Source organism: Xanthomonas hortorum, from assembly GCF_040279205.1.
Taxonomy (GTDB): Bacteria; Pseudomonadota; Gammaproteobacteria; order Xanthomonadales; family Xanthomonadaceae; genus Xanthomonas; species Xanthomonas hortorum_F.
In genome coordinates, this window is record NZ_JBEOLS010000024.1 from 1 (window position 1) to 20,258 (window position 20,258).

The window sequence follows — 20,258 nt, forward strand, 5'->3', positions numbered from 1 at the left end:
TCCTGGTAATGCCCGTCGCGCCCGGGTGCGCTCCTACGATAGGTCGATATCAGATCGTTTGTTGCCTAGAACCACTTCTTCAAATCCATCCCCGCGTACAACGAAGCGACCTGATCCGCATAGCCGTTGAACGGCTTGGTCGCGATGCGCTCGGCGAACAGCTTGCTGGCGGTGCCGGCGATACGGCGCTCGGTCTTCTGGCTCCAGCGCGGATGGTCCACCGCCGGATTGACGTTGGAAAAGAATCCATATTCGGACGGCTGCAGATCGTGCCAGGCGGTCTCGGGCATCTTCTCGACAAAGCGGATCTCCACGATCGACTTGATGCTCTTGAAGCCGTATTTCCACGGCACCACCAGCCGCAACGGCGCGCCGTTCTGCTGCGGCAGCGGCTTGCCGTACAGGCCGGTGGCCAGCAGGGTCAGCGGATGCATCGCTTCATCGATGCGCAGGCCTTCGCGATACGGCCAGTTGATCGAGCGGTAGCGCACGCCGGGCATCTGCTGCGGGTCGGCCAACGTGGTGAACGCCACGTACTTGGCCTTGGAGGTCGGCGCAAAGCGCTTGAGCACCTCGCCCAGCGGTACGCCGGTCCACGGAATCACCATCGACCAGCCTTCCACGCAGCGCAGCCGGTAGATGCGTTCTTCGGCAGGGATGCCCTTGAGCAATTCGTCCAGTGACAGGCTGCCGGGCTTTTCGCACTCGCCGCTGACCTTCACCGACCACGGCGACAGCTTCAAGGTCTTGGCGGCCTTCGAAGGGTCGGTCTTGTCGGTGCCGAATTCGTAGAAATTGTTGTAGCTGGTGACGTCTTCCAGCCGGGTCAGTTCCTCGGCGGTACGGAAGCCGCTGCGCGCCTGCGCCGGGGTCACCACGGTCTTGGGCGGAGGCGGCGGGTCGGCCTCGGCGCACCCGGCCACCCCCAGCGCCGGGGTCAGCGCGAACAGCTGCAGCAGCCGGCGCCGGTCGCGGTAAACGGCCTCATCGGTGATCTCGCTGGACGGCGTCTTCAAGACATCGCGAAGGGACATGGCTCGCTCCTGACAGTGGCTGCAGATGAGAATAACGGACCACGGTGACGGTGCTGCCCATGGACGCTGCAACACCATACGTCGGCGTCGGTGAGAAGGATGCAGCTGCAACTTTTCTGCAACGCTGCCAAGGCCGATGCGCTGCGGCATACTAGAAGGCTAGCTCGACAAGGTGTGCCATGACACGCGCGTTCAATTTCAGTGCCGGCCCTGCGACATTGCCGGAATCGGTCCTGCGCCAGGCGCAGGCGGAGATGGTCGAGTGGAATGGCGTCGGCGCCTCGATCGTGGAAATCAGCCACCGCAGCGCCGATTTCATGGCCGTGGCGGCCGCGGCCGAAGCCGATCTGCGCACCCTGTTGTCGATTCCCGACGACTATGCGGTGCTGTTCACCGCCGGTGGCGCCACCACCATCCAGGCGCTGCTGCCGCTGAATTTCGCCGCGCCCGGTCAGGCCACCGACTACGTGATCAGTGGGCACTGGGGCAAGACCGCGATCAAGCAGGCCGCGCCTTATGTGGATGCACGGATCGCTGCCGACGGCCAGGCAGAAGGCTTCACCGATATCCCGCCGGTGGCCAGCTGGACCTTGTCGCCGCACTCGGCCTATGTGCACATCACCGCCAACGAGACCATCCATGGCGTGGAGTTTCGCGACACGCCGGATGTGGGCACGTTGCCGTTGTTCGCCGACTTCAGTTCGTCGATCGCCTCCGAGCCGCTGGACATCTCGCGCTACGGGTTGATCTACGCCGGTGCGCAGAAAAATCTTGGGCCGGTCGGCATCTCGGTGCTGATCGTGCGGCGCGACCTGCTCGAACGTGCCGGCCAGCCGCGCGCGGATATCTTCAACTACGCCTCGCACGCGGCCCGCGATTCGATGCTCAACACGCCGCCGACCTGGAACTGGTATCTGCTCGGCCTCAACGTGAAGTGGATGCTGGAGCAGGGCGGGGTGGCCGAGTTCGCGCGTCGCAATGCCGAGAAAGCCGCGCTGGTGTATGGCGCCATCGATGGCTCTGGCGGCTTCTATCGCAACCTGATCAAGCCCGCCGTGCGGTCGCGCATGAACATCCCGTTCTTTCTGCCCGATGAGCAGCTGGATGCATTGTTCGTCAGCGAATCCAAGGCGGCCGGCCTGTTGGCGTTGAAGGGGCACAAGGCCGTCGGTGGCTTGCGTGCCTCGCTCTACAACGCGATGCCGGTGGCAGGCGCGCAGGCGCTGGTGAGCTTCATGCATGACTTCCAGCAGCGGCACGGCTGAGTCTTCTCTTCGACCGCGGCAGCTGCCGCACAGGCGCATGCGCCGTTATTCAAGGAATGCCCAGCGATGGCTCCCAAGTCCAACAAGCCCACCACCGCGACTGGCGGCAAGACCAAGCCGGCGAGTAAATCGGTAGAGAAATCTGCGGAAAAAGTTGCTGGCAAGCTTGCAAAGCCGGCGGTCGCCGCGCCGGTGCTGGCCGATGTGCGCGCCAAGATCGACGAGATCGACCGCACCATCCAGGCGTTGATCGCCGAACGCGCCAACTTCGCCCATCAGGTCGGCAAGGCCAAGGGCAAGCTCGCCGCGGCGGTGGATTACTACCGGCCCGAGCGCGAGGCGCAGGTGCTGCGCATGGTGGTGGACCGCAACGAAGGCCCGCTCAGCGACGAAGTGCTGGTGCACGTGTATCGCGAAATCATGTCTGCGTGCCTGGCCCAGCAGGAACCGTTGAAGATCGGTTATCTCGGCCCGGAAGGCACCTTCAGCCAGCAGGCGGTGCTCAAGCATTTCGGTCGTTCGGCAGTGGGCCTGCCGATGGCGACCATCGAAGAAGTCTTCCAGGAAGTGGAAGCCGGCAACGCCGATTTCGGTGTGGTGCCGGTGGAAAATTCCGGGCAGGGCACCATCCAGGTCACGCTGGACATGTTCCTGACCTCCAACCTGAAAATCTGCGGCGAAGTCGAGCTGCGCGTGCATCAGTACCTGCTCTCGCGCAATGGCCGGCTGGAAGATATCGAGCGTATCTACGCGCACTCGCAATCGTTCGCGCAGACCGCCGGCTGGTTGCGTTCGCACCTGCCCAAGGTCGAGAAAATCGCCGTCTCCAGCAATGCCGAGGGCGCACGCCGCGCCCGCAATGCCGAAGATGCCGCGGCGATCGGTGGTGAAAGCGCAGCGCACGTGTATGGCTTGAAGAAAGTCATCATGAAGTCGATCGAAGACGACGACGACAACACCACGCGCTTTCTGGTGATTGGCCGGCAGATATTCCCCTCGTCCGGGCACGACCGCACCTCGGTGTTGGTGTTCATCCACGACAAGCCGGGCGCATTGTTCGACGTGCTCAGCCCGTTTGCGCGGCATGGCATCAGCATGAACCGCATCGAGTCGCGGCCCTCGCATCAGGCCAAATGGGAGTACGGCTTCTTCATCGATCTGGCCGGCCACGTGGAAGACGAGGCGATGAAGCAGGCGCTGGCCGAACTGGAAGCGCACTCGGCGCAGATCAAGGTGCTGGGCTCGTATCCGGTGGCGATTCCGTAAGCGCTTTTCCTCTAAGCCGGTAACAGCTGACGCGCCGCCATCTGCAAGGTGACGGCGCTACCACACCATTCTTCAAAGCGCATTGCCGTGCATGGCGATGCCGCAGCAATCGGATCACACGCATGAGCAGCAATACGCAACATTGGATCGCGCAGCAGGGCAGCGCACTGCAGGGCAGCCTGGCCATTCCCGGCGACAAATCGGTCTCGCATCGCGCGGTGATGTTCGCCGCCTTGGCCGACGGCATCTCGCAGATCGATGGCTTTCTCGAAGGCGAAGACACGCGCTCCACTGCGGCCATTTTCGCCAAGCTCGGCGTGCGCATCGAAACACCCTCGGCATCCCAACGCATCGTGCACGGCGTGGGTGTGGATGGCCTGCAGCCGCCGAATGAGGCGCTGGACTGCGGTAACGCCGGCACCGGCATGCGCCTGCTCGCCGGCCTGCTGGCCGCGCAGCGCTTCGACAGCGTGCTGGTGGGCGACGACTCCTTGTCCAAGCGCCCGATGCGGCGCGTGACCGGCCCGCTGGCGCAGATGGGCGCACGCATCGACACCGAAGAAGACGGCACGCCGCCGCTGCGCGTACATGGCGGGCAAGCCTTGCATGGCATCGACTTCGTCTCGCCGGTCGCCAGCGCTCAGGTCAAATCCGCCGTGTTGTTGGCAGGGTTGTATGCAAAGGGCGACACCTCTGTGACCGAGCCGCACCCAACGCGCGATTACACCGAACGCATGTTGTCCGCATTCGGCGTGGAAATCGATTTCTCGCCAGGCAAGGCGCGTCTGCGCGGTGGTCAGCGTTTGCGTGCGACCGATATCGCGGTGCCGGCGGATTTCTCCTCGGCAGCGTTTTTCATCGTGGCCGCCAGCATCATTCCAGGCTCGGACGTGGTGCTGCGTGCGGTGGGCTTGAATCCGCGTCGTACCGGGCTGCTCGCTGCATTGCGGCTGATGGGCGCGAATATCGTCGAAGAAAACCACGCCGAACATGGCGGCGAGCCAGTGGCCGATCTGCGCGTACGCTACGCACCGCTGCAGGGCGCGCAAATTCCCGAAGCGCTGGTGCCGGACATGATCGACGAATTCCCGGCCTTGTTCGTGGCCGCTGCGGCGGCGAACGGGCAGACGGTTGTGACTGGGGCTGCCGAATTGCGGGTCAAGGAATCCGATCGTCTGGCGGCCATGGCCACCGGGCTACGCACGCTTGGCGTGCAAGTCGACGAGACGCCTGATGGTGCGACCATTCACGGCGGCAGCATCGGTAGCGGCGTGATCGAAAGCCACGGCGATCACCGCATTGCGATGGCGTTCGCCATTGCCGGTCAGCTTTCGACCGGCACCGTGCAGGTGAACGATGTCGCCAATGTCGCGACCTCGTTTCCAGGTTTCGATAGCTTGGCGCAGGGCGCCGGGTTCGGGCTCAACGTTCGGAGGTAAATTCGACCGGCACCTGCACGCTGCTGACGACCGCGTGGCCGTCGCGCGTTGCAGGTTCAAAGCGCCACTGCCCCAGGCTCTCCATCACCGCAGCATCCAGACGCGGGTCGTCGCTGCCGCTGCGATCGACGATGGTGACATCGCTCACTTGGCCCTGCACATCCAGTTGCAGACGCGCGGTGCGGCTGCCCTCGATGCCGGCTTGCGCAATGTCGGCTGGATAGCGCGGCATCGCGTTGCCCGGCAGCGGCTTGGCTTCTTCGCTGCTGACCGGTGTACGTGCCGGCTGGTGCGCAATCATGGTCATCGCACGCGGGCCTTCGGAGGTCGGCAGGATCTGGCGGCTTGCCGCCGGCAACGGGCGCATGTCCTGCGCAAACGATTCGTCGCCATGCCGCGTCCACCACCAGGTCGGCAATACCACCAGCACCGCCAGCAGGGTTGCCCACAACCACGGCGATGCGCCATCTGCATCGTCTTCGCGCACACGCTCACGCACCTGCGCGGCCTGTTGCGGCAGCGATTGCGTCTGGTGTGAAGAAGGATTCGAGGTGAAGGACATGGCCGGCCTCCTGGCGCATCTGTGGGATGACACGGCCAGTCTGGTCGGCGCTGCCTGAGGGGGAGCTAAGGCAGGGCGCCAATGAAGGGCTAAAACTCGGCAGGCGTTCAGCTTTGTCGAACTGGCAAATCACCCGTGCGGCTGCCGGAGTGTTGCGCCCGGCAGACCAGATTCCGATGCATGCGCTGATGCGTCAACGCTTTGCGCGTGGACGTCTGACAACCATCTGCGACGGTTCTGTCTGCAGGTCTTACTGCGCAGGCTTGAACTCGAACGGGATATCCACACTGCCGGCAATCGGCTGGCCATTGCGCTGCGCCGGGTGGAAGCGCCACTGACGCACCGCTTCCATCGCGGCGCGATCCAGATCGCGCGACCCGCTACGCTGCACCAGTGTCACGCCGCCGGGCTTGCCCGCTGCGTCCACGTCCACCCGCACCACCACATCGCCGGCATCGCCACGACGCAACGCGGCCGAGGGATAGCGCGGCGGCGGCATCTGGCCCTGCATCGGTACCGGGCGATCGCCGCCTGTAGCTGCCGCAGTATTTGTGGATGCTGTGGTGCCAGGGGCTCCGGCACCTGCGTCTTCAGGCAATGGCGTCGGCGCGGGTGGGGCAGGCGGCGCAGTGTCTACCAGGGTCGGGGTTTCTTCGGGCGGCTTGGCCTGCGGCATGTCGCTGGCGCCGTCCTGGGCCGGCAGCGGCGCGGGTAGCGGCTGGATATCGTCGGTGGCTGGCGCACCTGCGCTCGGCTGGGCCGGCGAGGCCTTGTAGAAGTCGTCCTTGCGGCCGGTGGCCCACACCAACAGGAACAACAACAGCCCGGCAACGAAGGCGATACCGGCAATTTTCAGGGTGTGGCGGGGCAGACGTAGAACGATCTGGCGATCGGACGCAGGGCGGGGCGCGGGCATAGGGCTCACCTGAAGGATCGGGTCAATTCTGGCATAGCGGCGGTGAATCGATCGCAGCAGGTGGCGGAACAGGCGATAATCTCGCGCTTCCTACTGACTCACACAGACTTCCGATGCTAGATCCGGCCCTGCTTCGCCAACATCCCGCCGACCTTGCCGAGCGCCTGCGCAGCACGCGCAGTTTCGCCCTGGACACTGCGGAACTGGAGTCCCTGGAAGGCGAGCGCAAGCGCATCCAGGTGCGCACGCAGGAGCTGCAGAGTCAGCGGAATTCCAAATCCAAGGCGATCGGGCAGGCCAAGGCCAAGGGCGAGGATGTCACGGCATTGATGGCGGAAGTGGCTGGGTTCGGCGATGAGCTCAAGGCTTCGGAAGACGCGCTGGATGCGATCCGCGCCAAGCTGGAAACCATTGCACTTGGCCTGCCCAATCTACCGGCCGACGATGTGCCGCACGGCAAGGACGAGAGCGAGAATGTCGAGCAATCGCGCTGGGGCACGCCGCGCCAGTTCGATTTCGCGGTCAAGGATCATGTGGAACTCGGCGCGCCGCATGGCTGGCTGGATGGCGAAACCGCCGCCAAATTGTCGGGCGCACGTTTCACCGTGCTGCGCGGGCCGATTGCGCGTCTGCATCGCGCGCTGGCGCAATTCATGCTCGATCTGCATGTCGGCGAACATGGCTACGAAGAGACCAACGTACCTTTGTTGGTCAACGCCGAGTCGATGCGTGGCACCGGGCAGTTGCCGAAGTTCGAGGAGGATTTGTTTCAGACCGAAGTGGGCGAGTCGCGCCGCTATCTGATCCCCACCTCCGAAGTGCCGCTGACCAATATCGTGCGCGACGAAATCGTTGATGCCGAGCGTCTTCCGTTGCGCATGACCGCGCACTCGATGTGTTTTCGCGCCGAAGCCGGCAGCGGCGGCCGCGATACGCGCGGCATGATCCGCCAGCACCAGTTCGAAAAAGTGGAGCTGGTCACCGCCTGCGCGCCGGAAGACAGCGATGCCGAGCATCAGCGCATGACGCGCTGCGCCGAGGTGGTGCTGGAAAAACTCGGCCTGCCGTATCGCAAGGTGCTGCTGTGCACCGGCGACATGGGGTTTGCTGCGATCAAGACCTACGATCTGGAAGTGTGGCTGCCTTCGCAGGCCACCTATCGCGAGATTTCGTCGTGTTCCAATTGCGGCGATTTCCAGGCGCGGCGCATGCAGGCGCGTTGGCGCAATCCGACCAGCGGCAAGCCGGAGCTGATGCACACGCTCAACGGCTCAGGTACCGCCGTGGGCCGCGCGATGATCGCGGTGATGGAGAACTACCAGAACGCCGATGGCTCGATCGATGTGCCCGAGGTGCTGCGTCCGTATATGGGCGGGATCGAGCGGATCGGGTAAGCGCGGCTGACAGAAGCTGCTGAAAGCGGGCTGCGCTCATCGCCAGGCGGGCGCGGCCGTTGCTCGGAAGCAGCGAGCGCACGCGTGCACGCCACTTTTGAGCGGGATGTCCGTACTCACCGACGAGTGCTCGCTACGTTTTGCTAGCTACTCCAAGTGCCGCTGCCGGTACGACCGTGTAGCCGACAGATGTACGCGACCTGGCCGCTTCCAAAGACATTGAAAAAAATGGGGCCGTCACTGGCCCCGTTTGCGTTTCCATGTGACGACCTCATGTGATTGGTCTGGGCGAGCCACTTTGCGGACCCCTATGCGACTAGCTGGGGCAGACTTCAGGACGTATCTGCACTGGAGCGGCGAATCCGCCATGCCTTCGGCGCCGAGCATTCCATATCCCGGAAGCCCGCCAGACCGGGAATCCGATGCGACCGAGGTCGTTGCCCTGTTGGGATAAAGGTGCTTAAATATCACTTATCGTTCTATCCATGGATACCTGCGCCATGCACGACCTGAATGACCTGTACTACTTCGCGATGGTGGTGGACCACGGCGGCTTCGCTGCGGCCGAGCGTGCGCTCGGGATCCCCAAGTCGCGCCTGAGCCGGCGTATCAGCCAGCTCGAAACCGACCTGGGCGTGCGCTTGTTGCAGCGCTCCACGCGCCGCTTTGCGGTGACCGACGTCGGCACCAGCGTGCATCGCCATGCGCAGACCATGCTGGCCGAAGCCCAGGCCGCGCGCGAGGTGGTGGATCGTCTCAGCGCCGAGCCGCGTGGCCTTGTGCGTGTGAGCGTTCCGGTCTCGCTGGCGCAGATTCAATTGCCCAAGCTGTTGCCGGAATTTCTGACCAAGTACCCCAAGGTGCGGCTGCAGCTCAACATCAGCAATCGTCGCGTCGACGTCATCAACGAGGGCTATGACATCGCACTGCGCGTGCGCTCGCGGCTGGACGACGACGGCAGCCTGGTGATGCGCAGCTTCGGCCAGGTGCAGGAGTTGCTGGTGGCCAGCCCCAAATATCTGGACCGCGCCGGCCGCCCCAAAGACCCGAGCGAGCTGGCCAACCACACCACCATGAGCACCAGCGAAGACGAAGCGCATCAGCGCTGGGAACTGCACGGCCCCAACGGCGAGATGCGCCGCGTAGACCTGCAGCCGCGTCTGGCTGGTTTCGATTTCCCGCTGCTGCAGTCGATGGCGCGCGATGGCTTCGGCATCACCATGTTGCCGGAGACCGTGTGCGCCCAAGCGGTGCGCAGCGGCGAGCTGGAAGTGGTGCTGCCGCACTGGTCGCTGCCGCAGGGCATCTGCCACGCCGTGTTCGCCTCGCGCCGCGGCCTGCTGCCAGCGGTGCGCGTGTTCATCGATTTCCTGGCCGAGCACCTGCCGCGAGAGATCGAACGCTCGCGTCTGGATTGCGGCGGCAACTGCGCCGAACTTGCCGAAAAGCTCAAGCGTGCCGCCGGCACTGCACCGCGTCTGGCCGTGGCCGAAGCCGGCTGAGCTGCGCCTGGCCGCCGAGGCCGGTTGAAACGCCATTCGGCAGTCAGCTCGCTTCAGATGCCCGGCAGATTGCATGTGCTGTTGGCTGCGGCCGGCAGACACGCAACGGTAGCGGCCTGCCACGATTGACGGCGTAGCGCGCTGCGCGATTCAAAAGCGCGGCGCAACTAAGCAAAGCGCGCCCGGGCATGCGAGAATGCGCGCCCGGGAGCGATCCTGGAGGTGGGTGACACCGCACAAGCGGTGGTCACCATCAGCGTCACCCGCAAAACGCGTGGCGCCTGCGTGATACACCGATGCCATCGGCGACCACGCAGAGCAGAATCAAAGCAGCATCGGAGAGATGGCCGAGCGGTTGAAGGCACCGGTCTTGAAAACCGGCGAAGGGTCAAACCTTCCGTGGGTTCGAATCCCACTCTCTCCGCCAGTCACTCCTAAATCATTGATTTAAATAATCATTTTTTTAGGCGAGTTGATTGAAGGCAGGAAGCATGCAGAGGAAACACTCGCATGCGCATCCCTCATCATTTGAGCCGGTCGTCCACCGGCCGCTGGTCGTTCGTCCAACGTGTGCCCGTCGATTTGCAAACCGTGATGGGCTGCCGGCTTCTCAAACGCACCCTGCAAACCAAGGACTTGGCGCAGGCTCACGTGCGTGCGGTCGTGCTTGGGGCGGGCTATGCTCGGCTCTTCGCACAGTTGAAGGATCAACGCGTGGCCAAGCTCAGTAAATCGGACGCCGACCTCCTAATCGCTCGTCTGACGAGCGCCGAGAACCTCCAAGAACTGACGCTCAACCGCACCCGCCAGCCGGATGGGACGTTGACGGAGCAGTGGCAGATCGACAGTCCGAAGGACTTGAAGCTCTATAGGCAGCTCATGGAACTGGAAGCGATGGCCGGCGCTGCCTTGCAGGCTCGGGCAGTTCCGGTGGCCGCGCCAACCATGTTTGGCTCACCGCATGCGGGCCCGAGTAGGCTGGTCTCTGCGCCGGCCATCGAAACAATGACGCTGGGCAAAGCCCGTGACGCATTCCTGGCGACGCTCAAGGGCTCGACGTTGCCCAAGACCTACACGATCAAGAAGACGGCCATCGAGGCGTTGGTGGCGTTCCTGGGGCCGACAATGAAGGTCCATGCCATCACGCGCTCGGACCTGGCGCGCTGGTATCAGGACATGCGCGAGAAGGGTGCTTCGACGCCAACGCTCACCAACAAGCAGAGCTACATCGGCGGCAAAGGCGGGTTTTTCGAATGGGCGATGGCGTCAGGCCATTACCCGCGAGGCGACAACCCTGCGTCCGGCCATGTGAGCTACTCACAGCGAGAAAAGCGAGCCCGCAAGAAGCTGGGCTTCAAGGCATACGACCGTGCACAGATCCAGGCGCTGTTCGCGCCTGATGCGCTGTCCAAGTTGTCCGAGGCCGCTCGCTGGGCGTCGCTCATTGGACTCTATACCGGCGCCAGAGCGTCGGAGGTCGGTCAACTGCTTATCAAAGACGTGTTTGAGGAGGACGGTATCCCTTGCATTCGCATCTCAGACGAAGGCGAGCACCAAAAAGTCAAAACCGAGGTCAGCCTTCGCACGGTCCCGCTCCATCCAGAGCTACTCAAGATGGGTTTCCTGGAATGGGTCGATGGCAAGCGCGGAGCTGGTGAAGCCAGGTTATTCCCTGCAGCTAAAGCAACGGCGGTAAACGGGCAGGGCAACTGGATCACTAAGGCCTTCAGTCGACACCTGGCCGAGGTTGGGAAAGGCTGGGCGCCGGCCAAGCGCGGTTTCCACTCGCTTCGTAAGACTTTCATTCAAGAGTTACAGGGGGCGGGGGTGGTGTCAGAACTCCGCGCGCAGATCGTTGGTCATGAGCTCGATGACGAGCATCATTCGACCTATAGTCGTTGTTTCACAGCGGTGGAGAAGCTAGGCGGACTCGGTGCGCATTCACCAGGCATAACGTCCCTTGTTTGGGGCCTCCGATGACATCGCCTGCGTGGAAGATGGCCAAGCACCGGCAACGGTTGAGAGTCTTCCTTGTGTCGCTTGTCGAGGGTAAACATCTGGCGGTGAATCCGTTGGCGGGCATCCGGGCGATTTCCACGCCTGATTCGGAAGACACCGGCTCGCCTTTCACGGATGCCGAGCTGAAGGCCATTTTTGACCCAGTGGAGTTCCCAAGATGGGCGGCGAAATACCCGCATCGGTGGTTCGGGCCGATCCTCGGTCTCTACTCAGGCGCTCGCGTCAACGAGATCGCGCAGCTACGGCTGGAGGACATCGACACCATCGACGGCGTGCCCGGCTTCTTCGTCCGAAAGATCGGGAAGAAGCAGAGCATCAAGAACAAGCACAGCCGGCGGTTCATCCCGCTAGCGCAGCCGGTGATCGATTGCGGCTTCCTGGATTACGTGAAAGAGGCCCGACAAGCAGGACTGGAATTTCTATTCCCGGACCTGTCCAATTCGACGGGGCTGGGTTATGGGCGGCAGTTGAGCCGGCAGTTTTCCGTCTACATCAAGCGGCAAGGGGTGTCGGAGAAGGGGCAGGGCTTCCATGGGTTGAGGCACACCATCGCTTCAAAGCTGGATGAGGCGGGTGTGTCGGCTTCAGAGACTGGAGCACTCACTGGGCATGGGACCGGGCAGACCGTGTTGGAAAAGTTCTATATTGATCGGCGGAGCCTGCCGGACCGAGTGGCGACGCTTGCCAAGTTCATTCCGCCTGTATTGCTTCCCACATATAAGCCGGATGAATTTGAAATCAATTTGCTCAGATTGAAATGCCCTATGAATGATGAGCTTCTTGACGCCCCTGAAAGGCGCACTCCAATCGTATAGAAGCATTTTTCCGGGACCTAGAACATTAGATCGATATTGAAAGTGGGTTCCGTAGTGTCGTAAGGGGATGCCCTCGAAAATCACAAGCCATTAAGAGGGATGACGGTGGGTATTGGGGAAAAGATTTTTTCAAGATTCGGGCCCTCAGAAATTTCCGGGTCGCAATTAAGTTATTACCAAGACCGTCTGAGTGGCTTGTATGCTTCCATTTCATCTCATGAGATTGCAGGCCAGTATCTGAGTGCGCACAACGTTTCATTTCTGGGGGATGGGCTTGTTGAGCAAAGAAAGGTCGGGGTATTCAATTTAAATCCTGTCGACTTCTGTAGGCTCTTTATGGTCTTCAATAATGCTGGTGCTTATGAACACACAAAGACGTGGTCTAAACGCTACGGGCAAAGAAAATCCTTAGAGGCTCCGTTAGGAGTCTATGTAATTAGTTTCGTTCGCGGTTTAACTACTAAAGATGTCCGAGTTGGTATATTTAAAGCTAGTCCTTTTGACTTTTTTGGTGAGTCTCTATACATGGATCACTTGAAGTTTGATGAGAATTTTTCAAGGCAACTTATTGGCACCATCGCGATATCGCTTTCGCTACTCACAGCTTTCCGAGTTGGCATTAAATCAGTCAGGCTATTCGCTGCGGGGGGGTATGATCGCTTTCGTCATACCCAACCAAAATCTGGGTATTGTGGCTATAGAGTGTGCCCGAAATTCGGGTTCGACGCGCCGCTTTTTCGTGAAGAAATGAGGGATCCAAGATTCAAGGGATGTAAGAAAGTTTCAGATGTTGTTAGGCAAGATCCTGGTTTGTGGGATGAGTTTGGCTTCGAGCGGATGATGGAGTTTGATATGAGGCCTGATAGCCATTCGTGGAATACTCTGATAGCCTATCTCCATAGCAAAAATCTTTAAATTTATCTTGTTAGGCAATCGGGATCTAAACATGGCTGGGGCGGATGATAGGAGAGAGTGGATGATAGAGGCGGGGAGACGTGTTCCACCTTGTGGGCTTCGTGACTGGTTCTACTCAAAGTTTTTGACTAGGAGAGGTTATGACGACTATCCTGAGCCCATGCCGGATGTGTTTTTGGATGGTTCTTCGATAGCGCAACATGAGGAATTAGAGCAGGTAGAAAGGTCGGTTGGTTCTGATTTCGTGATAATTTCTAGTGAAGAGGAATGGGCGCGTCGAAAGTAGGCGCGATAAAGGCGATGTTCCACAGTTGTCAGATTATTGACCCGATGCCATCGGGAATCGAATTCTGAGGCGCTCCATCAAATCTTTCCATTCGCCGTCAAACATTGCGGCCGCCGGCCCCTTGCTGAATAGGTTAGCCTCGTCCAAAAACTGCGGAAAAAAGTAGCCGTTGAATCGCTGAGAGGCTTTGTCCGTGAAGATATGTAGCCCATGCTCGCTGATTGAGTCGACCACCCGTGGCAATGCCGCGCATCCGACAATGGCAAATGGGTAACGTTGCGCGATACTGGCACCCATCCCGCGCTCGCATAGCTCCTGCGCCACCAGTCTGGTAAGGGCGTCTACTGCCTTCTGACCAAATAGGATCCAGTCTTCAAGGGTGACAATTAGGGAATAGATTGGCCCATCTGGCAGTTTGATTCCTACGTGGTTTGACGTCACGTCGATGATATTTCGGTAATTCTGGACTACGGCTTGGGCTAGGCGCTTCAGGCCGTGCTCCAAATCGCCAGGGCTAGCCGCAAGCTGTGCCGAGATGGGCATCCTCATGGTCTTGCATTCCACGAAGACAGTGGTGGCTGCGTCTTTGAGAATCCAGTCGCTACCGTGTCGCTGTGAACCTGCCACGGTGTAGGGGGTGGGGCGCTCAGCGATCGTCGTGCCCGTGAGGTGGCCAAAGCAGTCGCCCACCAAATCCTCGAATGCATCCCCGTAGGCTTGGGCAAAGCCTTCCGCGTTCGCAAGGTCATAAAAGAGTCCTGCGAGTAGTCGCTTGCCCAGAAGTGACGGGCGTGGACAGGACAGCCTAGCCGGGGCGTCGGATCGAAGTAGGATTAGGGGTTTCACCGCTACAGGGTTAGGGGTGTAGTCCCAGGACGAGTCATGGCGCGCATCCAGGAGGCAGCGGTTACGCAACAGCGTGGGCGTGGCAGTTATCGCAGCTACCCTTGCTGTCACTGCCGCGACGTCCAAGTCGAGTGCGGTCAGCTGTGGCAGTAACGGGACTTCATAGTTGCTCATGAAGAGCGCTTGGGTGGCTCCGGCGAAGAGAAAGTAATCTTCGGATGTTAGGCCCAATGCGTTGTAAACGACGTCGGAGAGGTGACCACGCTTGTAGAGAGACCAGTAGCGTCCAAGATATGAGGATCCGAAGCGATCGAAATGAGGCAACTGTTGATGCCCGATACGGTGCATTGTGGTCCAGATGTCTAAGTCACACTTTGCTTTGAAATCGCTGTAGCTGCGAATAGCGTTATGGAGTGTGCCAAGGTCATTCCAGTCCCGTAGCGAGCGGCGCGCGCCTTTCGAAGCACCTGCGTGAAGAAGCACCTCTTTGAGGTAGAGGTCCAGGTAGAACTCCTGGACGCTCGGCTTCATTTGATTTTGAAAACCTTGCCGCGAGTGCGCATACTCAAATGGGAGGTTGTGTCCATAACCGACATGTAAGCTGTATGCCCAGATATGAATGATGGAATCTCGCAGCCCATAGGAAGAGGCAATCTTGGCAAGCTGGTTGTAGGTCACATCTGGCCTCCTTCGGTAGGCTCATATTGTCTCTCTACTTGTTCGAAATGAGGCTGGCGCAATAAATTAATGGCTGCGGATTGGCAGTCCTCGAACGTCTAATAACTGACAAAGATTGGCTTTCTGTGATTCCTATGCAGCGAGTGATTTTCCGAGTCTCGGCCTCTTTTTTGCAGGCTTATGGCGCAGTCAGTATATGGGCTGATGCGAAAATTCTGCTCATGGGAGGCTAGTAGAACCTGCTGCCAAGGCAGCAGGTAACGATTAACTACTATTCTTTGCTGAACAGCGGGGCGTCGCCAATCAGCTTGCCGGTCCGACGTTCTTGCAGCCACACGTGGTAGACGGGATACCTTACTTTCGCGGACCAAGGGATTAGGTCATTGGCGACTGCAGTGCCATCCGGAGCAATGCAATACAGTGCGTCCGTGTCACCGTAAATGTGCCCCCAGATTCCGATCAGGCTACCTTCGCCAACACTGATTGATCCGATGACTTTGGATTCGGAGTCTAAATCCAGTGGGTGAGGAATGCGAATTTCCCAGCCGTATTTCGAGTTCACAGCCAGCACTTCCGAATTCGCGAGCATGGTCATAACACCAGTTCTATCCCCCGTCAGGGCCAGCACCTTCGGCACCACATTTTCCGCCGTTCCTACCAGGCTGCATCGCAGCCACCACGCATCGCGAGCGTAGAGCAACGTCCCTTCGGGCAAAAGCTCAGCTTGAGCGGGATAAAAGACATCTGCGGGAAAGCTCATTACCATCTCCTTGGCAACCCCGGCCAGTCCAGGGCCTATGTAAATCCTAGCACTTTGTGGGAAGCTCCGGCATAGAGGGGGCTAGTTCCTGCCAGTAGTGGACTAGCGGGGCACAGCAACAAGCAATACATCTCGCTGGAACTGTGAAAGGTCATCCATACTGCAGAGATGTTGGCTGTCCGTTTGCTGTGCGCTTACCGTATGCTCAGACAGTGCTGCCACCGGTGACTCGGCCAGCTGCGGAGTAGCTGACTTGGAAAGTTCCGGAGCTCTAGGCCTTCTCGAAGCGGCTGGTGACGGTGTATTGGTGCTTCGCTTCACTCAGCAGGGTGAACGCGCCGAGCAGGATGAGTAGAGTTATTTGGCGACTCTTGAGTCATATCGAGGGCGTGTCCTCAGAAGCCCTTTAGCTTGCTCTTGGGCAAACGCTTGAGAGCAATCTGCTGGTCACTGACCCTGACCTCAGCAAGTGGTCCTTTCAAGGCTCCGAGCTGTAAGGCACCAGATTCCCCGATGGTTAACGAACTCAACCTGGACGACTGCTTGGCATTTCGGTCGTAAGCAATGGCAATGAGGCCGTGGACATTGAATATCAAAGTGCTGGCTCCAATAGCCATGCAGCCAGCGGAAGCCTTCTTCGCACCGGCGTCCACCATGACGAAGCGAAATCCTTTGAACGTCATGTCCGCACTGACGTGCCAGCCCGCGTTGATAGCCGCCTTGGCCTCAGGGGATGGGTTAGGCAGCGACGACAGAGGGCATCGCTCGTCGGCCTGCAGGGGTTGCTTTACCGGCGGCAGCTGAGTGGTGGGCACCAGCCTTAGGGAACCGACGCGCTCGGTCGAAAAAGCAGGTATTCCAGCATTGAGCGGGGGCGTCACTGATGAGTTCGCTGCTGTTTCTACTGTCGTCTTATCTGGTGCGCTCTCTACGTCAGCAGTGCGAAGCGCTAGCGCTAGCGTCATGGTCAAGATAATCACCGCAGACACAGCTAGGGGAGCCCAATCCGCAGCTTTTTGCGGTGCCCAAGCTGGTAATGAGGTAGGGGTAGGGCGAGTCACCATGGCCCATCATAGATTGGGTTGATTGGCGGAGCTATGATGGCGCTTCAAACCAATGGACAGGGAGATCCATCGTAATGAACGATTTTGAACAGGTGCCTTTTGGCGCCAGCGATTTTGCGGAGAACCCAGAGAACCGGTGCGCATGCCTGCTGTTGCTGGACACCTCATGTTCCATGAGCGGCAAGCCCATCGAGCAGCTCAACGCTGGTCTGCTGCAGTTTCAGGAAGAACTGAACTCGGACTCACTCGCCGCCAAACGGGTGGAGGTCGCCATCGTCACCTTCGGTCCGGTCCAGACCGTAACCGACTTTGTCACGGCAGATAGCTTCTATCCTCCCGTGCTTTCGTGCACCGGGGACACCCCAATGGGCGCAGCGATTGAGCAAGGCTTGGAGATGGTTCGGCAACGCAAGGAGATCTACAAAGCCAACGGCGTTTCCTACTACCGACCTTGGGTGTTTCTCATCACCGATGGTTCGCCGACCGACGCATGGCAACGTGCTGCAGCTTTGGTCCGGGAAGGGGAAGCGACAAAGAACTTTCAGTTCTTCGCGGTTGGCGTGCAGGGGGCAGACATGGACACTCTTGGCAAAATCTCCTCGCGTGCACCGCTGCATCTCAAGGGCCTCCAGTTCAAAGAACTGTTCAAATGGCTGTCCAACTCAATGAGCGCGGTGTCCCGTTCGACCCCTGGAGATAATGTGCCTCTGGTCAACCCCACTGCCCCGGACGGCTGGGCCAGCGTGTAATGGATCTCCAGGATTGGCGCGTCGTTGCGGCCTCATCCATTGGTACATCCCACATCAAGTTTGGAACGGACTGCCAGGACGCCTATGGACAGGAATTCTTTCCAGAGCACGGCACCGTGCTGTTGGTGGCGTCGGATGGTGCGGGAAGTGCATCTCAATCAGAGACCGGTGCGAAGCTAGCGACGTCGGAGATTCGGGATTGTGTGCGCAACCACTTTGAAGACGGCCATGGCGTTGAAGAGATAACGCGGGACGTGGTCTTGAACTGGCTCGCCGGCGTTACGACCCGTATTGCGCACAGGGCTGCGGCCGACGGATTGGAGGTCAGAGAGTATGCTTGCACGTTGGTGGCGGCTATCGTCTCCCCGACGCATACATGCTTCTTCCAGGTGGGCGACGGGGCCATTGTTATTCGCCCTCGCGGCGATGATTGGGCCTATGTGTTTTGGCCCCAGCACGGGGAATACATCAACACGACCGTCTTCGTCACCGATCCGGCGGCCGTGTTAAACGCGGAGTTTTCCTGCAATGTGGGCGCGGTGGATGAGGTCGCGGTGTTCACCGATGGCATCGAAGCCTTGGTGCTCCACCAAGCCACGCAGAGCGTTCATTCGCCCTTCTTCGACAAGATATTCGCGCCGGTCCGTGCCTTAGAGGGGGCAGGCTACAGCGAAGAGTTGTCCTCTAAGTTGGAAGCCTATCTTGCCTCGCCAGTGATCTGCGAGCGGACGGACGACGACAAGACGCTCCTGCTTGCCAGTCGGCTGGCGAAGCTGCCAGACGCACCGGCGCCAGTAGAGGACGCCTAAGTGGTTTCACCTGCTCTGGTTGGTAAATCCGGACCGGTTCGGCTGGGAAAGCAACTGGGCAAAGGGGGAGAGGGAACGGTCTTCGAAGTCGAGGGGAGGCCGGACTCGGCTGCCAAAATCTATTTGGCTGCGGTAAGCAGTGAGAGAGCCGACAAGCTGGTGGCCATGGCTGCCCTTCGGACCGCTGCGCTGGATCAGCTCACTGCTTGGCCTACTGAAGTGCTGCGGCAATCCGATGGCAAGGTCTGTGGCTTCGTCATGGCCAACCTTCGTGCGTCGAAGGACATACATAAGCTCTACAGTCCGAAAAGCCGTCTGGCGGAATTTCCCCAGGCCGATTGGAGACTGGTTGTTCGTGCCGCCTTGAACACGGCCCGAGCATTCTCAGTTATTCACCATGCGGGTCACTTGGTTGGGGATGTCAATCACGGAGGCGTGCGGGTGGTGTCACCCGATGCAACCGTGAAGCTGATCGACACGGACAGCTTCCAGGTTTCGCATCAAGGGCGCACCTTCCTCTGTGAGGTCGGCGTTCAAGACTTTACGCCGCCCGAGCTCCACGGAAAGGCCTTCAAACAAGTCACACGAACCGCCAACCACGACAACTTCGGCTTGGCCGTCCTGATTTTTCAGATGCTCATGAACGGTCGGCATCCCTTTGCTGGCCGATACAGCGGGCCGGGCGACATGCCAATCGAGAAGGCGATCCCTGAGTTCCGCTACGCCTACGGCAAAGACACTGCGCGCACCCGCATGAAGCCCCCGCCATTGAGTGCCTCGCCGGCCGCGGCATCACCTTGGGTTGCAGACCTCTGGGAAAAGGCCTTTGGCATCGAGGGGGCCAAGCCGGGCGGGCGGCCCAAGGCAGAAGACTGGGTCCAGGCCCTGACGAAGCTGGAGCAGCACTTCAAACGGTGTTCTTCCAGGCCGTCCCATTCCTATTTCAATGGGCTGGCTGAGTGCCCATGGTGTCCAATTGAACGCGCCGGGATTTCGCTCTTTGGCGGTGCAGCGGTCGTCATTCCCAAGCTGGCCTCCGGTCCCTTCAACCTGGATGCGATTTGGCGAGATATCACGACAGCAGTGTTGCCACCCATGCATGCGCTGCCACAGGTGAAGGTAGTGCCTGCCAATCCCCAGATTCAAGTATTGGGCCGCAGGCACACCTTCTGGAAAACGACCGGGTGGCTGGTGGGGCTGCTTATTGTGGTGCTTGGCATCGCGCTTTCTGCGGTGGTAGCCCCCGTGTGGGCGTGTCTGGGGTGGGCGATGGGCGCGTGGGTCAACAGCCGTGGCCGTTCGGACTTTGCACCACTGGCGTCCGGCTATAAGCAAGCGAAAGCCCAATACGACGGGCTCGTCGCTCGATGGAAGCAGGAGCAAGCGGACACTCAGCTTCAAGCGAAGCAGAATCAGCTTCGTCCGCTGCGGGATGAGCATGCCGGTCTGCATGCGGAACGAGAAAGGCGTTATCGAGCGCTGTCCAACAATCGCGAACAGATCGCACGCAAACAGTTCTTGGATCAGTTCGAGATTGAGCGAGCCACTATTCCGGGCATCGGGGCGGCGAAGAAAGTCATGCTGGAATCGTTTGGCATCGAGACGGCAGCAGATGTGAATCGCAATGCGGTTCTAAACGTTCCGGGGTTTGGGCCCGCGCTGACCGACCGCCTTATGAAGTGGCGGCAGGAAAAAGAAGCACGATTCCACTTCAACCCGAACTCAGCAATCGATCCCAGGCAGGTCGCGGATCTAGATCGAACCATTCAAGCAAGAAGGGCCCAAATCGAGGCAGACCTGGTTGCCGGCCGCAGTGCCATTCTCCAGATGCGACAGGCCGCGATGGCTCGTCGCAGGTCTTTAGAGGAAGCCATGAGTGCCGCGGTGGAAGATTTCTCACAGCGGACAGCAGACGCTAGGGCTGCCGGGGTTCTTTAAA

General features: G+C 60.0%; 16 protein-coding genes, 1 tRNA gene and 1 pseudogene. 12 read left to right on the plus strand and 6 right to left on the minus strand.

Going from position 1 to position 20,258, the window contains the following annotated elements; translation table 11 throughout:
- Positions 1–65: 65 nt before the first annotated feature.
- Positions 66–1,034: a protein-methionine-sulfoxide reductase catalytic subunit MsrP gene (msrP, locus tag ABS769_RS11410; protein WP_176341055.1), complete on the minus strand. Its 969-nt coding sequence runs from the start codon at positions 1,032–1,034 to the stop codon at positions 66–68.
- Positions 1,035–1,213: 179 nt separating this feature from the next.
- Here msrP and serC point away from each other — a divergent pair, with 179 nt between their 5' ends.
- The 3 genes from serC (at position 1,214) to aroA (ending at position 5,004) form a co-directional block, all read left to right on the plus strand.
- Complete coding sequence (serC, locus tag ABS769_RS11415; protein WP_023903670.1) at positions 1,214–2,299, plus strand: 3-phosphoserine/phosphohydroxythreonine transaminase; 1,086 nt, start codon at positions 1,214–1,216, stop codon at positions 2,297–2,299.
- Positions 2,300–2,365: 66 nt separating this feature from the next.
- Entirely contained in the window at positions 2,366–3,565 is a 1,200-nt protein-coding gene (gene pheA / locus ABS769_RS11420) for a prephenate dehydratase (protein ID WP_317061832.1), read from the plus strand.
- Between the two features lie 122 nt (positions 3,566–3,687).
- Positions 3,688–5,004: a 3-phosphoshikimate 1-carboxyvinyltransferase gene (aroA, locus tag ABS769_RS11425; protein ID WP_317061833.1), complete on the plus strand. Its 1,317-nt coding sequence runs from the start codon at positions 3,688–3,690 to the stop codon at positions 5,002–5,004.
- Here the strand turns inward: aroA and ABS769_RS11430 are convergent.
- Positions 4,988–5,455: an energy transducer TonB gene (locus tag ABS769_RS11430; RefSeq protein ID WP_176341078.1), complete on the minus strand. Its 468-nt coding sequence runs from the start codon at positions 5,453–5,455 to the stop codon at positions 4,988–4,990. The two genes, aroA and ABS769_RS11430, sit on opposite strands and share 17 nt — an antisense overlap.
- A 361-nt stretch (positions 5,456–5,816) precedes the next feature.
- Positions 5,817–6,482, minus strand: coding sequence for an energy transducer TonB (locus tag ABS769_RS11435; RefSeq protein WP_317061834.1), 666 nt, complete (start codon positions 6,480–6,482; stop codon positions 5,817–5,819).
- 113 nt (positions 6,483–6,595) lie between these two features.
- On the opposite strand from ABS769_RS11435, the gene serS reads away from it, so the two are divergent.
- The 6 genes and pseudogenes from serS to ABS769_RS11465 all read left to right on the plus strand — a co-directional run bounded on the left by serS (position 6,596) and on the right by ABS769_RS11465 (position 13,127).
- A complete protein-coding gene (gene serS / locus ABS769_RS11440) occupies positions 6,596–7,876 on the plus strand; it encodes a serine--tRNA ligase (protein WP_317061835.1) in 1,281 nt (426 codons plus the stop codon).
- Positions 7,877–8,361: 485 nt separating this feature from the next.
- Positions 8,362–9,378 (plus strand): LysR family transcriptional regulator, encoded by a 1,017-nt coding sequence (locus ABS769_RS11445; protein ID WP_006451085.1) that lies wholly within the window; start codon positions 8,362–8,364, stop codon positions 9,376–9,378.
- 337 nt (positions 9,379–9,715) lie between these two features.
- A tRNA-Ser gene (locus tag ABS769_RS11450) sits at positions 9,716–9,805 on the plus strand.
- An 83-nt stretch (positions 9,806–9,888) separates the two neighbouring features.
- Positions 9,889–11,358 carry a site-specific integrase gene (locus ABS769_RS11455; RefSeq protein WP_317061836.1) on the plus strand — a complete coding sequence of 490 codons (1,470 nt, stop codon included), beginning with the start codon at positions 9,889–9,891 and terminating at the stop codon, positions 11,356–11,358.
- Between the two features lie 8 nt (positions 11,359–11,366).
- Positions 11,367–12,212 (plus strand): annotated as a pseudogene (locus ABS769_RS11460) (site-specific integrase); the annotation flags it as partial.
- 99 nt (positions 12,213–12,311) lie between these two features.
- Positions 12,312–13,127, plus strand: coding sequence for a hypothetical protein (locus ABS769_RS11465; protein ID WP_317061837.1), 816 nt, complete (start codon positions 12,312–12,314; stop codon positions 13,125–13,127).
- Positions 13,128–13,446: 319 nt separating this feature from the next.
- Here ABS769_RS11465 and ABS769_RS11470 read toward each other — a convergent pair whose 3' ends face one another.
- From ABS769_RS11470 to ABS769_RS11480, 3 genes are all read right to left on the minus strand, one after another.
- Positions 13,447–14,937, minus strand: coding sequence for a hypothetical protein (locus ABS769_RS11470; RefSeq protein WP_350498161.1), 1,491 nt, complete (start codon positions 14,935–14,937; stop codon positions 13,447–13,449).
- Positions 14,938–15,208: 271 nt separating this feature from the next.
- The gene (locus ABS769_RS11475) at positions 15,209–15,697 is read right to left on the minus strand and encodes a hypothetical protein (protein ID WP_162866384.1); all 489 of its coding nucleotides are present in this window, start codon (positions 15,695–15,697) and stop codon (positions 15,209–15,211) included.
- Between the two features lie 395 nt (positions 15,698–16,092).
- Complete coding sequence (locus ABS769_RS11480) at positions 16,093–16,668, minus strand: hypothetical protein (RefSeq protein ID WP_317061839.1); 576 nt, start codon at positions 16,666–16,668, stop codon at positions 16,093–16,095.
- Positions 16,669–16,835: 167 nt separating this feature from the next.
- Between ABS769_RS11480 and ABS769_RS11485 the strand changes: the two genes are divergently transcribed.
- Genes ABS769_RS11485 through ABS769_RS11495 form a run of 3 tightly spaced genes read left to right on the plus strand, consistent with a single transcriptional unit; the run spans position 16,836 to position 20,257 of the window.
- The gene (locus ABS769_RS11485) at positions 16,836–17,510 is read left to right on the plus strand and encodes a vWA domain-containing protein (protein ID WP_317061840.1); all 675 of its coding nucleotides are present in this window, start codon (positions 16,836–16,838) and stop codon (positions 17,508–17,510) included.
- A complete protein-coding gene (locus ABS769_RS11490; RefSeq protein ID WP_317061841.1) occupies positions 17,510–18,319 on the plus strand; it encodes a PP2C family serine/threonine-protein phosphatase in 810 nt (269 codons plus the stop codon). Before ABS769_RS11485 ends, ABS769_RS11490 begins: the two co-directional genes overlap by 1 nt.
- The gene (locus ABS769_RS11495; protein ID WP_317061842.1) at positions 18,320–20,257 is read left to right on the plus strand and encodes a helix-hairpin-helix domain-containing protein; all 1,938 of its coding nucleotides are present in this window, start codon (positions 18,320–18,322) and stop codon (positions 20,255–20,257) included.
- Position 20,258: the final 1 nt, after the last annotated feature.

Bases quoted from the DNA above. Each gene is read 5' to 3' on its own strand.
- msrP (WP_176341055.1), bottom strand. From the start codon at position 1,034: ATGTCCCTTCGCGATGTCTTGAAGACGCCGTCCAGCGAGATCACCGAT.
- serC (WP_023903670.1), top strand. From the start codon at position 1,214: ATGACACGCGCGTTCAATTTCAGTGCCGGCCCTGCGACATTGCCGGAA.
- pheA (WP_317061832.1), top strand. From the start codon at position 2,366: ATGGCTCCCAAGTCCAACAAGCCCACCACCGCGACTGGCGGCAAGACC.
- aroA (WP_317061833.1), top strand. From the start codon at position 3,688: ATGAGCAGCAATACGCAACATTGGATCGCGCAGCAGGGCAGCGCACTG.
- ABS769_RS11435 (WP_317061834.1), bottom strand. From the start codon at position 6,482: ATGCCCGCGCCCCGCCCTGCGTCCGATCGCCAGATCGTTCTACGTCTG.
- serS (WP_317061835.1), top strand. From the start codon at position 6,596: ATGCTAGATCCGGCCCTGCTTCGCCAACATCCCGCCGACCTTGCCGAG.
- ABS769_RS11445 (WP_006451085.1), top strand. From the start codon at position 8,362: ATGGATACCTGCGCCATGCACGACCTGAATGACCTGTACTACTTCGCG.
- ABS769_RS11455 (WP_317061836.1), top strand. From the start codon at position 9,889: ATGCGCATCCCTCATCATTTGAGCCGGTCGTCCACCGGCCGCTGGTCG.
- ABS769_RS11465 (WP_317061837.1), top strand. From the start codon at position 12,312: ATGACGGTGGGTATTGGGGAAAAGATTTTTTCAAGATTCGGGCCCTCA.
- ABS769_RS11475 (WP_162866384.1), bottom strand. From the start codon at position 15,697: ATGAGCTTTCCCGCAGATGTCTTTTATCCCGCTCAAGCTGAGCTTTTG.
- ABS769_RS11485 (WP_317061840.1), top strand. From the start codon at position 16,836: ATGAACGATTTTGAACAGGTGCCTTTTGGCGCCAGCGATTTTGCGGAG.
- ABS769_RS11490 (WP_317061841.1), top strand. From the start codon at position 17,510: ATGGATCTCCAGGATTGGCGCGTCGTTGCGGCCTCATCCATTGGTACA.